This is a genomic window from Oceaniferula spumae, from assembly GCF_042849255.1.
Classification (GTDB): Bacteria; Verrucomicrobiota; Verrucomicrobiia; order Verrucomicrobiales; family Akkermansiaceae; genus Oceaniferula; species Oceaniferula spumae.
The window spans coordinates 1,929,342-1,944,037 of sequence record NZ_AP026866.1 but is presented as its reverse complement, the minus strand read 5'-3'; the positions used below and the strand labels follow the sequence as shown (position 1 = coordinate 1,944,037).

The following is a 14,696-nucleotide window of genomic DNA, read 5'->3' as shown; positions in this document are numbered from 1 at the left end:
TGTCGAGCGGCTGCACGGTCGCTGTTACGAGCTGCTAGAGTCTTTATAAGAGATGCTTCGGCAGGTCGTCCACACGCTCGCAGCCGACTTGTTCCATCACCTGTTGGAGCTGTTTCTTGACCATCTCGAAGGTATGATGGCCTCCGTATTTGCCTAGCGCTCCGACGCCATACATCGGAGTCCGGCCCATGAACGCGAAGTCTGCGCCACTTGCAATGGCAGAGGCAATATCGTCTCCTCCGCGGATGCCGCCATCGATCATCAACTTGATCTTGCCTTTGAATTCAGGGGCGAGTTCGCCAAGCGGGACGATGGTGGACTGTCCACGGTCCAGCTGACGACCACCGTGGTTGGACACAATCATGCCATCACAGCCAAGTCTAACAGCTAGATCAGCATCTTCCGGATTGACGATGCCTTTGATCACCAAGTTACCTTTCCATTTGTCTCTCAATGCGGTGATTTTCGATTCGTTCAAGCGCCCTGAGAAGGTCTTGTTCATAAACTGGGCCAGATGTTTCATATTCAAGCCTTTCGGAATGTATTCCTTCATCGTCTTGAACTCGGGAGCACCTGCCGCCAGTTGACTGAATGACCAGGTCGGGTGGGTGCACATTTGGAAAATGTTGCGCAGAGTCATGCGCGGTGGAATGGAAAGACCGTTGCGGATTTCCTTCGGTCGATAAGCAAAGGTCGGTGTGTCAGCCAAGATCACCAGGGTCTTGCAGCCTGCCTCCCATGCACGTTCTAACAGTTTATCTCTGAGCTCATTCTCGGCTGGGTGGTATAGCTGGAACCAGAATTCGCCCTTGGTGATTTCCGCGATTTTTTCGATGCTCGCAGTGCCAACCGTGGACAGAACAAACGGCACATTGTGATCAACACAGGCCTGCGCCAAATACTCACAGGAATTCGGCCACATCAATCCCTGCAAGCCGACGGGAGCCATGCCAAATGGAGAATCATAGGTTTTACCAAAAAGCTCGGTCTTCTGTGATGCCCCTGGAAAATCTCTGAGATACCACGGCTTCAACTGGACTTTCTTGAGATCATCAATATTGCGCTCGAGGTTGACCTCGGAAAAACAGCCGCCTGCCAAGTAGTCATAGGCAAAACCAGGCATGCGTTTTTTCGCCTTGGCCATTAGGTGCTCTACCGACGGATATTCTGATTGGAAGTGTTCTGTCATCAATTTGAGTGATTCGCTGGGGCGATTCTAATCCGCTGAACCCACTTTCTACAATGTCCTATCAGCACGATGACATATTGAATCTCCACAATTATTCGCTCCGAGGGGTCGCATAGCCAGGATCTTGCACGCGGATTTCGAAGATCCGCCGATGCATACTTGGAGTCAGATGCTCAGGTTCGAAACTGAACGAGCCAAGTTCGTTGCAATAAGCTGCCCGAGTGATGCCGGGTTTTAGACCTGTCAGATAAACATTGGGAGATGATTGGTCGGCCGCCGTGCCATTGCCGCGAGTGGCTATCGCGATGCTCGTGTTTTCAACAGCGACCGTTTCGATGTAGCCGCCCCACATCAAACCGCGGGTATGTTTTAAAATACGAACCCGTTGCCCGACATTGATCGTCACTGGTGAGAGTTTGGCTCCAGATTTAGCGGGAACTTCATCATGCTGATAGTGAGTGATGCCTCCGCAACTACACAACAGCAACGATACGACGAAAAGGGCGAGTATTTTCAACATGAGCTTGAACCTAAAGCGGCGGCTAAGGCGGTGGAAAGGATAAAGCATGCTTGCTGATTACTTGTTGATCGCTGCCAGCTCTCAACTGCTCTGGGGGCTATTGTTTTTACTCTCTACCATCCCTATGTATAAGAGACCTCAAGAATTACTCAGCTATGGATACCACAGCCCGTTTCGATGCGCATCGAAGCATACGGAAATGGAGGCGTTGACCCCACCGGTGTGATCAATCTTTTCTCAGTGGAAACCAAAAAAATGAAATAGCCTATGAAAACGCAACCTACCACGAGGCGGAATTTCTTACGCCTGTCATCGGCTGCTTCAATGAGTCTGCTGCTGCCAAGCTCGGTGGCCGCCAAGATGAAAGGGCTTAGGAAAAAAGTGAGCATCGGTGTCATTGCTGATCTGCATGCGGATATCATGCATGACACCGCTGAGCGATTGGATGTGTTCCTAAAGGCTATGGAGGCCGTTAAACCGGATGCCTTGATGCAACTCGGCGACTTTGCCATCCCCAAGAAACAGAACCAGCCGACCGTCGACCGCTTGAACAAGGCCCACGCTAAAGTCATTCATGTCATCGGGAATCATGATACCGACGGTGGTTATACGCAGCAGCAATGCATGCAGTTTTTGGGTCTCGAAAAACCCTACTACAGCACAGAAGTAGAGGGTTTACGTGTGATTGTGTTAGACGGAAACGAAAAAGGTTCGCTCAACCACAAGGGCGGTTACCCGGCTTATATAGGTAAGACTCAGCAAGCGTGGCTTGATCAGGAACTGGCAAAAAGCACGGCCCCCACGGTGATTGTTTCCCATCAGGCGCTGGTCGGTCCTGGTTCTGTGAACAATGCGGAGGAAATCCAGACATTGTTAGCCAAATACGACGATCGGATTATTCTGGCGGTGAATGGGCACGTGCATATCGACGCCCTGACCATGGTGGGGAAAATCCCATATCTCAATATCAACTCCGCCTCCTATTACTGGGTGGGTGGCAAATTTAGCCATCAGAGTTACGCTCCGGAAGTCCACAGCCAGCACAAAAACATCTCATCCACATGCCCTTACCGCGATGTCTTGTTCACCACTTTGATATTTGATCCTGAAACGAATACCGTGCAGGTGCAGGGGCGTGAAAGCAAGTGGGTGGGGAAGTCCCCGCAGGAGTTGGGAGTGATGGATAGGGATGGAGAGTTTTCCAAAGCCGTGACTCCGCAAATCAGTGCTAGGGCAATGGAGGTGTGACTATTTTGAGGGACAAGTTCGCCTTGCGGTCAAAGCGATCATGCGTAGGCTTGCGACATGTCGTCGCCCGATTATATCACCGAAGAGATAATTTCCGATCCCAGCAAACGTAAGTTCGAGGAGTTCAGCCTAAGCCGATTGTTAGGCACCGTATTTGAGCCCACTGAAGGCTGCCGAGTTTGTATTCTTACGGACTTTGATGACCCAGCCACCATGATGAAGGATCACGCATACCTTCAGAGCGATGGGTTTCCTGTGCAGAAAAACGCCTATAAGCACTTCTATCAGGCGCTTCATGACGGCGTGATGGAGGAACTAGGCATGAACGGCGGTGAGATGTTTGCTTATTACTGCACCAATGGTTCTAACCTCGACATGCAGGACCCCTGTTGGGATGTCGATGGGAATCAGCTTTCTCTCGATAAGGATATTTATCCGAACTACGACATCATCCTTTGCATCACCGACTGGAGTGCGACCGCGCCACTGACAGCCAAATGCAAAGAGTTCGGCTTCCGCGGAGCCACGCTCCACGGCGTCAATGACATCATCCTGAACTCAGGCCTGGCGGTGAACTACGACGACGTCTCAGCCGATGCCGAGTGTGTGCGTCTCGCTCTGAATCATGCCGATGAAATTGAAATCGATTTTGCTCTCGAAGACGGTCGAGTGCTGACTGCTTGGTTAGGTTTGGGCGGTCAGGAAGCGCAGAAGAGCCACGGGCTTTGTAAGGGAACCGCACCTGACGTAGCAAACCTGCCTGCGGGTGAAGTTTACTTTGTTCCGGAGGATGCTCGCGGTCAGTTTCCCATGAAATATGAGGACGGAACCCTTGGTGTGTTAGAAGTGGTTGATAGAAACATCATCAGCTCGACTCTCATCGAGGGAAATCAGTCTACCATCGACGAACACAATCAGCGACTAGCCGATGACCCCATGACCGGCACCCTCGGTGAACTTGGGTTCGGTACTCAGGTGTTGCCTGTTTCTCAATCGGATATTCAGGACGAAAAAATTCTAGGAACCTGCCACCTCGCCACAGGGCGCGATGATCATCTGGGCGGCGATATCGTGCCGGAAATGTTTAAAAAACATGAGAACAGCACGCATGACGACATCCTTTTCGCCCCTCACAAAACGCCAAACTTTAACATCCAAGAAGTCCGGATGAAACGTGGCGATCAGCAGGAGACGGTGATCGAGAATTTCCGTCCATCGAAATACGTGCTGGCTTCGATGGCGAGGTAGGGTATTTCTGCTTCCTAATATTCAACATATATAAGTCCATGAAATACAAACTCTTCACATATGTCGCCGTCCTAATCGGCATTACCGCGGTTGCCCAAGCCAAACCACTGCCCGCCGTGGTAGACGATTCGGAAATCATCAAGTCACTCTCGAACGGACTGGGTGATTTGATCGACAAGGGAAATGTGCCGACGTCCAAAAAGCTCGCAAGCCAGCTGGATAAGAAGACCTGTAAAATTGATCTCCCCACAGTGTCCTCCGAAAAGCCTCGTAACATTTATGACAAATGTGCCGATAGCGTGGTGGCGATCGCTTCTGTTTACAAATGCAACAAATGCACCGAGTGGCATAACAGTGGGGCAGCGACCGGATGGATACTCACCGCTGACGGCGTGATGGTTTCAAATTACCACGTCTTCGGAGGTAAGGATGTTTCCGGATTTGGTATCCGCACAAGAGACGGACGTGTGGCACCCGTGGTGGAGATACTCGCAGCCAGTAAACGTGATGACGTGGTGATTTTCCGCGTCGAAGGTAAAGGATTCATCCCCATGGCGCTGGGCCCGGATGCTCGCGTAGGGGAAGAGCTCCATATCATTGCTCATCCGGATTCCAGATTTTACACCTACACATCGGGTCGTGTCTCCAGATATTACCGGAAGCGCATGCCCGCCAAAGACGGTGAAGGTCCTGCCATCATGGCAGTTACCGCTGAGTTCGCCCGAGGATCCAGTGGCGGCCCGGTGATGGATGTGAATGGTAATGTGGTTGGCATGGTCGCCAGCACTCAGAGTATTTATTACCCACCGAAGAAAAAGACCGACAAACAAGGCCCGTTTCAGATGGTGATTCGGAATTGCGTGCCAGTGAGTGCCATCCGCGCTTTGGTAGAAAAACCAGGGGCTTAGATTATTTGTGGGAATAATTAGACACCGGCGGCATCATACCTTGCGTAATGTCCGAATTTGAAGAACTCGTCGATGCTCACTACCAGCCGCTATACCAGTTTGCCTATTCATTGGCGAAAAATCCGGATGGCGCATCTGACCTCGTCCAGCAGACATTCTGCATCTGGGCGCAGAAGGGGCATCAGCTAAAAGACCGGAGCAAGGCTAAGACCTGGCTCTTTACCACGCTGTTCCGTGAGCACTTGGCCCAGTCACGCAGACAGTCGCGATACTCGGACAGTGATATCGATGAGATAGAATACCAGCTGCCGGCGCATGAAGACAACAGCGCCAGACGGCTGGACGGTAAACGCGCCGTTAAGATCCTATCCAAACTCGATGAAATTTTCCGCGCACCGCTAACTCTCTTTTACCTCCAGCAACATAGCTACAAGGAAATCGCCAAGATTCTTGATGTGCCGATAGGTACGATCATGTCGCGTATTTCCAGAGGAAAGCAGCAGCTGCGCAAGCAAATGCAAAAAGAGCCCGCCACGGCACCTAAAAAGGTGCTTCAGATGAACCCCGACACTCTCGAAAACCATGGATAAAGAACAAGCCAAATTCATACTCCATAGCTTCCGCCCGGATGGTGCAGATGCAGGGGACGCAGATTTTCAAGAAGCCCTCCAGCTTGCGGTGGAAGACCGCGAGCTCGGTGAATGGCTTGCAGACGAACGCGCCGCCGACTCCGAGTTTGCCGCCGCGCTCAGTGATATTAAAATTCCCGAATCGCTCCGCCTCAGCCTCCTCGCCGTGATGCACGGTGAGACTCTGGATGATCCTTCCATGTATGAGGAAATGGACCAAATCCTGCAGGGAGCTCTCGCCGAGGTAACTCCCCCGGCTGGGTTGCGCGATCAGATTCTGGCCGCAATGGAAGTCGAGAAAAAGGCGAGCCGAGAGGGCGCCTCGGATAAGGTCATCCCTGTGAAATTCGGTCTGCGCAAGTGGATCAATGTGGCCGCAGTCGCTGCGGCCCTGGTGCTGGGTGTCTTCTTCGCTACCCAGGTTAATATCGGGAGTGATGAACCGCTGGCGTCTCACAAGATCCAGCAAGCTGCCGGACGGATTCTTAATGCCGGCGTCACTTTTGATGTCCAAGACAGCAACACCACCCATCTGGCATCGTGGTTGAAGGATCAAAACCTTCCAGCACCGGATGATCTTACCATGCTGCCTCCCGGAATCAGGGAAATGAAGTCTCGTGGCTGCAAAAAAATCAGATTGCCCGGAGGTAAGGAAGCCTCGTTGATTTGCTTCGTGGCCTCCAAGGATGAGACCGTTCATTTGGTTATCGTCAAGAATGACGCTGTCAGTGACATTGATTTGCCGGCAATGGATAAAATTACCACCAGGGACTGCTACACCTGTCCTGTGACTCACTGGAATGTTATCCGCTGGCGTAATCAGGAAAATACCTTCATCCTGCTGGCTAAGGAAAAGACCGCCAGCAGAGCTGACATGGTTAATTATTTCTAGTACCTCGCATTATCCTCCATGAAAACCGAATTTGCTGTCAAAGACAGATACGCCGCCGCCGCCGCCCAACAAGAAGCCGCACTATGCTGCCCTGTTGATTACGATCCTCAGTATCTCAAGAAAATCCCCGCCGAAGTTATCGAGAAAGACTACGGCTGTGGCGACCCGTCTAACTGGGTGCAGAAGGGTGATACCGTGCTGGATCTCGGCAGTGGCACCGGCAAGATTTGCTTCATCGCCAGTCAGGTGGTGGGTCCCGAAGGAAAAGTCATCGGTGTCGATATGACAGATGATATGTTAGAAGTGGCCGAGCGGAATAAACCAATCGTCGCTGAAAACATCGGTCACTCGAACGTCGAGTTCCGCAAAGGCCGCATCCAGGATCTTGCGCTGGATTTGAACCTGCTGGAAGAAGCCCTGAAATCCACCCCCGTGGAGAATGCCAACGGCTGGCTTGAGATGGAGGGTGTTGCCGAGAAGCTTAGACTCGAGCAGACCATGATTCCTGACGACAGCATCGATGTGGTGGTTTCCAACTGCGTGCTGAATCTCGTCGAGCCCCACCTGAAGGAGCAGATGTTCCAGGAAATTTTCCGAGTTCTGAAAAAAGGCGGCCGTGCCGTGATCTCTGACATCGTTGCTGATGAAGAAGTGCCGGAGCATTTGCAAAAGGACGCTCGTCTGTGGAGCGGCTGCATCTCCGGAGCCATGACCGAGGAAGCATTTCTGAAAGCCTTCGAAGACGCAGGCTTCTACGGCGTGGAATACGTCAAGTTCGAGACCGAGCCGTGGCAGACCGTCGAGGGCATCGAGTTTCGCTCGGTCACTGTGCGCGCTTGGAAAGGCAAAGAAGGCCCATGCATGGAGCGCAATCAGGCCGTTGTTTACAAAGGCCCGTTCAAAAAAGTGCTCGATGACGATGGCCATGCTATGGAGCGGGGCAAACGCTACGCCGTCTGCGCCAAGACCTACGAAATTTACCAAAAAGAACCCTACGCCCAATCGTTCGAGTTCATCGACCCCCTGGAGGAAATCCCCGCCGATAAGGCCGAACCGTTCGGCGATTGCCAAGGCACCCAACTCCGCCACCCCCGCGAGACTAAGGGCAAAGACTACGCCAAAACCTCCGATGCCTCACAGTGCTGCGAAGGCGACAGCTGCTGCTAGGACTCCGAAGTTATTCTCAAATCAAGCCCCCGGCCGAAAGGTAGGGGGCTTTTTTGGTTTCAGAAGGTTGAAAGAAGTAAGCGTGCCTTCTGCGTTTACTCTGCTGCCACAAGGGCTCACTATCACCCAACCGTTATGATGAAATTTTCGTTAATTTGCCACGCTGTCATTATCAGTGTTTTCTCTGGATCAATTGCTTCCGCACTGGAGCTGGCGATTCCGAATTCGACACTCGCTCCAGGGAAGAAAACCGATGCGGGTGCTGCTGCAATACCTGCAAAATGGAAGCTGGCCGAGGGCGATAACGCAAACTGCATCAAGTGGGTGGGTAAAACTCAGCACGGTGAAGAAATCTCTCACGTCGCCATTTCCAAAGATGTCGTCCTCAGTTGTCAGTTCGATGTGCCGGAGCTCACTGAGAAAGAGGCGAAGGTCAAAGGCGACTGGACTGGTGTATTGAGCCTGGACCACATCGGAACCGTGGGCAAAGGAACGGCACGATGTGAGGCCAGCTTGCACGATGCCGCCACTGGTGAGAAAATCGACTCGATCACCGCCAAGGCTGGCTACGAGGTGGATGCTGAAAAGCCAGCCACCTTCCGAGTCTGGAAAGAGTTTTCGGCCAAAGAGATGGCAGAACTCGTGGGGAAAAAATTAGAACTCCGTATTTCAGTCAAAGGTTCTACTCCTGTGGTCGTCAGTGGCGTTTCATTGAGTCGATTGCACAGTCAGCCTAGCGGAAAACTCTTTGGTCGCTCCAATGGCGGTAGTGGTCCTGATTTGTTAGGTGTTGGTTCGCTCGGCTTTGATGCCATGACCGAGCACCGCCAGAATATCCTAACAGTGATCAAAGTGCGCAAAGGAAGCCCAGCTGAGAAAGCCGGGCTCAAGGACGGTGACCAGATTATTGGAGTCGCCTCGAAGCCTCTGCCTGTCAACAATCTGAACCCAAGCTGGGACTGGTTTTACAACAGTCATGAAGCAACGATTGGCCGTGCCGTAGCCGCCTCTTGGTCTACCAAACCTCCGCAGGGCAGGGGAGTGGTATCGCTCGAAGTCCTGCGCAGCGGAAAGCCTGCGAGCCTACGTTGCCAGCTGAGTCAGCCGATGGATTTTGAGAACATTCTCAGCAGCAAAAACAAGGAGGTGATGCATCAGCAGATGATCGATTACCTAGTCAAGACTCAGCATCAGAACGGAAGTTGGAAAGGCCCGATCCAGACTACGTTCTCCGCCTTGGCTCTGTTGGCAACCCAAGATCCGGCACATGCCCCACGGATTAAAAATGCGGTCGACTGGATGTTGAACAAATACCCGGAGCCTGAGAATTTTGGCAACCTCGGCTACTGGCACTCGTCCTACGCGGGGATTCTTTATGCTGAATATTATCTAGCCACTGGCGATGAACGCGTGCTGCCGCGAATGGCTGCCATCCTTCGCTGGGTTCGCAGCGGCGTTTACACCAGTAAGTGGGGTATGCTCTGCCTTGGCCATGGCACCGGCGGTCTGCCATATGGACAGAAGGCCCTGGTCGCTCCCGCGGCTCATGCCCTGGTGTTTGACTCGCTCGCGGAGAAATGCGGTATCGAGTCCGGCCTCTGGGATGTGCTGCTACCTTACATGGAACATTCATGGTCAGATCCGGCAAAAGGTGGTCACGGCGCGATGGGTTACAACGCCTCCTATAAAGACAAAGGCGAGTTCTGGTCGCGTTCCGGTCTCTTTGCCATGGCCGCCCACCTCCGTGGCGAGCGTGAGGATATGGAAGACGCGATGATCAGCTTCATGCGCGGCCATCACCCCTGGATACGGAACTCACACGCTTACGGCGAGCCGGGGGGATCGATCGGACTGATCGCACTGAACCTTTGCCGACCCGATTACTTCACCGAAGTTTTAAATGCCTATGGCTGGTGGTTCGCCCTCGCATGGGAGCCAGAGTTCGGCCTGCGCTTCACCATGCCGCACATGGGAGCGCCCTACATGGGCGCCGAGGATCTGATCAATGCCACCTACGCCCTGGTGTTTGCAGCCCCTAAGAAAACGCTGTTCATCACCGGCGGTGAAAAACGCAACTGGCTCGATGTTTCCAAACTAGAAACGCCTCTATCACCCGTGATTGTTCGCAGGGACAAGGCTGGCAATGTCGCCCTGGAATGCCGACTCCCCGGACCGAAAATTTGTTACACCCTCGACGGCAGCGAGCCGAGTAAAGACTCGGCCATCTACCAGAAACCGATCGAATTTCCGGCCGGAGGCACGGTCAAAGCGCGAGCCATCGGAGATGGAATCAAACTAGGTGAAACCACCACCGTTAACTTTGGCCCAGCCAAGGCAGGCTGGAAAGTTCTGGCGGCCTCTGGGCACAAAGACCCAGCCGAGGCGGTTCGGCGTGCAGGCTATGCCATCGACCACTCACTCAGCCACAGCTGGCTGACCGATATCGGACAAGACGCTGCCGGTTACCCCCATCACATCGTGATCGATCTCGGTGGCGAAATGGATCTCAACGGCGTCAAGATCACCTTCAAGCGCGACAAAGGAGCCGCACAAAAATGTGTGGTTCTCGGCACGGACACACTCACGGAGCAGCCGAAGTTGCTCGGCGAAGCGACATGGGAAGGCTATCAGGCAGAACGAAGCGTCAAACTGACGAAACCCGCGAAAGTCCGCTACCTGCGCCTGGAATTCAGCCAGCCATTCACAGAAAACAGCATCTCTCTGGCCCTCCGCGAGATCGACGTAGAATAGGAAATGATTCGCGAGATTAGCAAAATTAGCGGTCAAAAAAGCAAAACCCAAACCACCAAAAAAACGTTCCCACTTGACACCGGCTCAAATTCCTGCAATTTCCCCGTCCCGCTGCGCTGGAAACGTGGTGGACACAACCAAAATTAATCATGAAAAAAGACTTTCATCCCGAGTACAATCCCGTCGCATTCCAGGACATGACCACTGGCACGCGTTACATCACCCGTTCAACTGCCAAGTCTGACAAGATCGAGCAAATCGACGGTGTCGATCACTACATCATCTCTGCCGGTGTCACCGCCGACACCCACCCGTTCTTCACCGGACAGAAGCAGTTTGTGGATACCGCAGGCCGCATCGACAAGTTCCAGAAGCGTTTCGGAGCAGTCCGCCGCGCCGGCAAGCCAAAGCTCAAGTAAGCTTCAGAACAAAATCAATTTTCCAAAGTCCCTCCCTGCCTCGTGCCGGGAGGGATTTTTTTATGCCCTGATTCGACTCGAAGTAGGTGTGCAGCCTGTGTCCTACAAGTTGTCTTTGTGGATGAGGCCATCGTATTCCTCTGAAAGAACATAATCCCCAGAGAGAACCCCTCCGACTAGGCCGCTAAACCATTCGGAAAACGACTTTGCGACAACGGGACGGTTGTCCATGTCGTGCCACATTTCAATCACTTGTCCCTGTGTCCCGTCATTGGTCGGATCAAGATCAATACAGAGGTGATCTCCACTACCGTTGTAGGTGAAAGGAATCCATGAGGCATTCCACCAATCAGGTTTTACCCCAGTGTCTGGGGTGCTTTCGCAGTCAGTGAAATCACCACCATCCAGTAAGTCTTTCCAGACAGTCCATTCCTCTACGATTCGTTCAAGAGAGAGGAACTCTGAGGCATCAAAAAGCCAAGGTGTGTCCGGGTCTTGGCCGTCATGAATCAGATAGCAGGTCCGAAAATCCTCAGGAAATTTCACCCCCAGCGAGGCTTCAGCCTCTGCAATCGCAGTTGGAGTCGCACCAGGCCGAAGACCTTCTAGCAGTGGCGGAGCGTTGTCAGAGAGCCACGCTTCCAATTGTTCCCATTGAGTGAAGATATTCATGAGCTAGCAGTAATATTAGTTGATTCGGGTGGTAGGGATTTCAGGTAGAGACCTTAGTCTGTTAGTATGAGCGCGGACAAGATAAATGATGAGGAGGGATGCTCCATTTTTAGTCTTCTCTAACCCCATACCGATAAAACCGAGCATTCATCCCCACGGAGGAGTCAGTGAACTGGATCACTCCTGGCGAGCTTTCGTTGACAGTGTAGCCGGGTGCGACTCGCCAGACACTTTGACCACGTAGTCGGCTGGCTACAGTTTGCCAGTTTCCCAGATCGTCAGAAGACTGGATGAGGAGTGTTAATCCGGTGCTGTTAGCATCGAAGTGGAGTTCTCCATGGAAATCGGTGCCGTCGGTCGCTAAGGCTAGAGGGCCGAACTTTAGACCGGTGTAATCGAGTCCGTTGCTTTCTCCGTCTCCGTCGAAGTCATCTGCCACGCCGGTATTGGCTGAGCCGGGCGCGGTGCTGAGGGTGGTCCAGACGAAGTTTTCGTAGCTGGGTGCCAACTGCGTGATCCAGTCGCGGATCAGGGCTTGGTCGGCTAGAGGCAATGAGTCCGTGGGGCGCATTCGCGTTCCCTGCTGGGGAGTGTGGCTGTTGATTTTTTCAAAGAGGTAACTTCTCGACGGGCTGCCGGGATCCACCAGCTTGAGACCGGGAGCGAAGAGGCTCAGTTGATCGACGAGCTCAGCATAACTGTTTCCAGGTGTTAGATCGAGGCTGCCATTGTTGGTGGTATTGGCACGGTGGCAACCGGTGCAGTTCGAGCTAAAGATATTCTGGATGGTGGCGAAACTAACAGCGGGTGTGTAAGTCTGTCCGGAGAGATCGTCAGCCGGTCCGCCTCGCCACTCGGAGAGGGTGATGGAGGCGTCTAGATTCGTATCTGCCTGCGAGACGATGGCTTGCGTTCTGGCTGCATACATTTCCCGACCCGTATCCACTGCAAAGGTGAGTTCGAGCGTGGATCCTGTTTGCGAAACTGGCACAGGAACGGAGAAATAACCCAAGTCATCCGTAGTGACTCGATGGTCGACACCAGTGGCGGGAAGACCGGTGTCGCCGAGGTAGTCCCTGGCTCCAGCGAAGGAAAAAGGTAACCCGGCCGAGCGAATACCGACGTCGACGACCGCAGGATTTCCGCGCAGCGAAAGCACCCGACCGGAGAGGGAAGCGGTGGATACGAAAAATGTTTCGCTGATCGCATTGGACTCGCCCAAGGAGACGGTTACCCCACGAGTAACATTTTGAAATCCGGGTGAACTGGAGTTTTCCGCCACCATCACAAAGCCGGAACCGATTAACGGTAGTGTGATCGCGCCGTTGTATGTTCCGTCGGTTAGAGTGACCAGTTGATTACTTTCACTGCCACCTCCACCTGAAAACGAAAGCGGGGTGCTGCCATCGATTTGGAAAAAGGAAATGGTGAATGCGGAACTGGCCGGAATCGGCGGCAGAGATCTTCCATCCTGAATGTCCAGAGAGAGTGAAACGGAGGTGTCAGTCGTGACTGTTAATTGGGTCTGGAATGTATCTGTTAGGCCTACGCTATCGGTCACGGTTAGGGTGGCTGCGTAGATTCCCGAGTTCGTGTAACTGTGGTTCGGGTTCTGGGCAGTGGAGCTGTTACCATCGCCAAAATCCCAGTGCCAGCTGGTTAGGCTGTTGCTACCTTGCACGGATGAGTCAGTGAATGTGACGAGTAAAGGCGCTGCGCCCGATCCAGAGGCAGGTGAGGTAGTAAAAGATGCCACGGGAGGAGTGCCAACAGCGAAGCGGTAGCGCTGCAGTGCATACCAGCTAGCCAGAGCGGCGTCTCCATTTGTCTGGGTAAAATAAAGATGTCCATCCGGACCTAAATGGAGATCCATAGCGGTGCCAGAGCTATCCCAATAGCTGGCTCCTCCCCCTGGGATTGGCGTCAGTGTATTCCATTCATCACTCTGTGGATCTGTGCTGTCGGAGAGGGTGAATCGACTGATACCACTTAGCCAATTTCCCACATAGAGAGTGGGCTGGGCGTTGTGGGCCAGCGGGCCACTGGTGACAATTTCGATGCCGATCAGCGAGGGCCCATCAGTGTGGAGAACTTTGAACAATGGCGTGTTCACGGTTAAGAAGCCACCCTCGTCATTACCATTCCACAGACCGTTGCCCCCAGCCTTCACCATCGCCACGCGATCCGTGGAGTTGCCATTTTCGGAGACATAAATCGTATCGGTGCGGGTAGGGTGGAATGCAAAGCGAAACGGATTGCGGAGACCCGATGCCCATACTCGCGAGCGCACTGAGTCCTGCACTCCGTTGTAGTGAGGATTGCTAGGCAGACCTAATCCGGTGGAGGTGTCTACCCTCAGGATTTTTCCAACATAGCTATCGATATCTTGCGGCAGATTGGGATCAGGCCAAATCTGGTTATCGTCACCAAGTGCGATGAAAATGGCGAAGGGATCAAGCGGGTGAATTCCGATGTCGCCAGCTTTGTGAAACGTGACATTGCGCGGAAGACCGGAGAGCAGGATGACGGCAGATCCGCTCTCGACCCCATTGAAGGCCGCGTTCATGGTGTAGCGAACCAACCGCTGATCTGTGGCAGTGGTATGGAAGAGATAGATAAACCGGTTGTTGGCATGATCCGGATCGATTTCAAAACCGAGGAGTCCGGCTTCTTGGGTCGAGTCCACATTGGCTGATATATCCAGTATGACAGTAGGGGCCTGAAAACCACCCGAGCCATTGGGTTCGAAAAGCAGCACACGTCCCCGCTTTTCTGTCACATACATGCGTCCGGATGCATCGAATGCGATCTTGGTTTTACCATTGCCTGAATGGATGTGATCAACCGCAAAGTTCGCGTCCACCGGCGCTGCGAAGGAATGGGCAAGTAGGGCTATGCAGAAACAGAGTGTGATAGCATATTGATGGATAGTCATGGCGCGGTTGTTGAATGCATAAGTATTCCTCGGCAAATACTTACAAGGTTACAATGTAGATACAAAAATGTGGCGTTACAGGCAACCAAGAACTTTTTCCATACTCCGGGAGGCTCTG

The 14,696-nt window shown here is 53.0% G+C and carries 12 protein-coding genes; 8 read left to right on the top strand and 4 right to left on the bottom strand.

Features of this window, described 5'->3' with window-relative positions; all coding sequences use genetic code 11:
• Nucleotides 1–43: 43 nt before the first annotated feature.
• Both ACSPJT_RS08075 and ACSPJT_RS08070 read right to left on the bottom strand, forming a co-directional pair.
• Complete coding sequence (locus ACSPJT_RS08075; protein ID WP_435895866.1) at nucleotides 44–1,189, bottom strand: alpha-hydroxy acid oxidase; 1,146 nt, start codon at nucleotides 1,187–1,189, stop codon at nucleotides 44–46.
• 91 nt (nucleotides 1,190–1,280) lie between these two features.
• Nucleotides 1,281–1,709: a hypothetical protein gene (locus ACSPJT_RS08070; RefSeq protein ID WP_435895865.1), complete on the bottom strand. Its 429-nt coding sequence runs from the start codon at nucleotides 1,707–1,709 to the stop codon at nucleotides 1,281–1,283.
• Between the two features lie 267 nt (nucleotides 1,710–1,976).
• Here ACSPJT_RS08070 and ACSPJT_RS08065 point away from each other — a divergent pair, with 267 nt between their 5' ends.
• The 8 genes from ACSPJT_RS08065 (at nucleotide 1,977) to ACSPJT_RS08030 (ending at nucleotide 10,971) form a co-directional block, all read left to right on the top strand.
• Nucleotides 1,977–2,957 carry a metallophosphoesterase family protein gene (locus tag ACSPJT_RS08065; protein ID WP_435895864.1) on the top strand — a complete coding sequence of 327 codons (981 nt, stop codon included), beginning with the start codon at nucleotides 1,977–1,979 and terminating at the stop codon, nucleotides 2,955–2,957.
• A 57-nt stretch (nucleotides 2,958–3,014) separates the two neighbouring features.
• Complete coding sequence (locus ACSPJT_RS08060; protein WP_435895863.1) at nucleotides 3,015–4,205, top strand: hypothetical protein; 1,191 nt, start codon at nucleotides 3,015–3,017, stop codon at nucleotides 4,203–4,205.
• A 38-nt stretch (nucleotides 4,206–4,243) separates the two neighbouring features.
• Nucleotides 4,244–5,113, top strand: coding sequence for a S1 family peptidase (locus ACSPJT_RS08055; protein ID WP_435895862.1), 870 nt, complete (start codon nucleotides 4,244–4,246; stop codon nucleotides 5,111–5,113).
• A gap of 47 nt (nucleotides 5,114–5,160) precedes the next feature.
• Entirely contained in the window at nucleotides 5,161–5,703 is a 543-nt protein-coding gene (locus ACSPJT_RS08050) for an RNA polymerase sigma factor (RefSeq protein ID WP_435895861.1), read from the top strand.
• Nucleotides 5,696–6,634, top strand: coding sequence for a hypothetical protein (locus ACSPJT_RS08045; protein ID WP_435895860.1), 939 nt, complete (start codon nucleotides 5,696–5,698; stop codon nucleotides 6,632–6,634). Before ACSPJT_RS08050 ends, ACSPJT_RS08045 begins: the two co-directional genes overlap by 8 nt.
• A gap of 18 nt (nucleotides 6,635–6,652) precedes the next feature.
• On the top strand, nucleotides 6,653–7,801 hold the full coding sequence (locus ACSPJT_RS08040; RefSeq protein WP_435895859.1) for a methyltransferase domain-containing protein: 1,149 nt from the start codon (nucleotides 6,653–6,655) through the stop codon (nucleotides 7,799–7,801).
• A gap of 135 nt (nucleotides 7,802–7,936) precedes the next feature.
• Nucleotides 7,937–10,552, top strand: a complete 2,616-nt coding sequence (locus tag ACSPJT_RS08035; RefSeq protein WP_435895858.1) for a DUF6288 domain-containing protein — start codon at nucleotides 7,937–7,939, stop codon at nucleotides 10,550–10,552.
• A gap of 149 nt (nucleotides 10,553–10,701) precedes the next feature.
• Nucleotides 10,702–10,971, top strand: a complete 270-nt coding sequence (locus ACSPJT_RS08030) for a type B 50S ribosomal protein L31 (RefSeq protein ID WP_435895857.1) — start codon at nucleotides 10,702–10,704, stop codon at nucleotides 10,969–10,971.
• A gap of 102 nt (nucleotides 10,972–11,073) precedes the next feature.
• Here ACSPJT_RS08030 and ACSPJT_RS08025 read toward each other — a convergent pair whose 3' ends face one another.
• Both ACSPJT_RS08025 and ACSPJT_RS08020 read right to left on the bottom strand, forming a co-directional pair.
• The gene (locus tag ACSPJT_RS08025) at nucleotides 11,074–11,643 is read right to left on the bottom strand and encodes an SMI1/KNR4 family protein (RefSeq protein WP_435895856.1); all 570 of its coding nucleotides are present in this window, start codon (nucleotides 11,641–11,643) and stop codon (nucleotides 11,074–11,076) included.
• A gap of 109 nt (nucleotides 11,644–11,752) precedes the next feature.
• Nucleotides 11,753–14,578 (bottom strand): PQQ-dependent sugar dehydrogenase, encoded by a 2,826-nt coding sequence (locus tag ACSPJT_RS08020; protein ID WP_435895855.1) that lies wholly within the window; start codon nucleotides 14,576–14,578, stop codon nucleotides 11,753–11,755.
• Nucleotides 14,579–14,696: the final 118 nt, after the last annotated feature.

Bases quoted from the DNA above. Each gene is read 5' to 3' on its own strand.
- ACSPJT_RS08075 (WP_435895866.1), bottom strand. From the start codon at position 1,189: ATGACAGAACACTTCCAATCAGAATATCCGTCGGTAGAGCACCTAATG.
- ACSPJT_RS08070 (WP_435895865.1), bottom strand. From the start codon at position 1,709: ATGTTGAAAATACTCGCCCTTTTCGTCGTATCGTTGCTGTTGTGTAGT.
- ACSPJT_RS08065 (WP_435895864.1), top strand. From the start codon at position 1,977: ATGAAAACGCAACCTACCACGAGGCGGAATTTCTTACGCCTGTCATCG.
- ACSPJT_RS08060 (WP_435895863.1), top strand. From the start codon at position 3,015: ATGTCGTCGCCCGATTATATCACCGAAGAGATAATTTCCGATCCCAGC.
- ACSPJT_RS08055 (WP_435895862.1), top strand. From the start codon at position 4,244: ATGAAATACAAACTCTTCACATATGTCGCCGTCCTAATCGGCATTACC.
- ACSPJT_RS08050 (WP_435895861.1), top strand. From the start codon at position 5,161: ATGTCCGAATTTGAAGAACTCGTCGATGCTCACTACCAGCCGCTATAC.
- ACSPJT_RS08045 (WP_435895860.1), top strand. From the start codon at position 5,696: ATGGATAAAGAACAAGCCAAATTCATACTCCATAGCTTCCGCCCGGAT.
- ACSPJT_RS08040 (WP_435895859.1), top strand. From the start codon at position 6,653: ATGAAAACCGAATTTGCTGTCAAAGACAGATACGCCGCCGCCGCCGCC.
- ACSPJT_RS08035 (WP_435895858.1), top strand. From the start codon at position 7,937: ATGATGAAATTTTCGTTAATTTGCCACGCTGTCATTATCAGTGTTTTC.
- ACSPJT_RS08030 (WP_435895857.1), top strand. From the start codon at position 10,702: ATGAAAAAAGACTTTCATCCCGAGTACAATCCCGTCGCATTCCAGGAC.
- ACSPJT_RS08025 (WP_435895856.1), bottom strand. From the start codon at position 11,643: ATGAATATCTTCACTCAATGGGAACAATTGGAAGCGTGGCTCTCTGAC.
- ACSPJT_RS08020 (WP_435895855.1), bottom strand. From the start codon at position 14,578: ATGACTATCCATCAATATGCTATCACACTCTGTTTCTGCATAGCCCTA.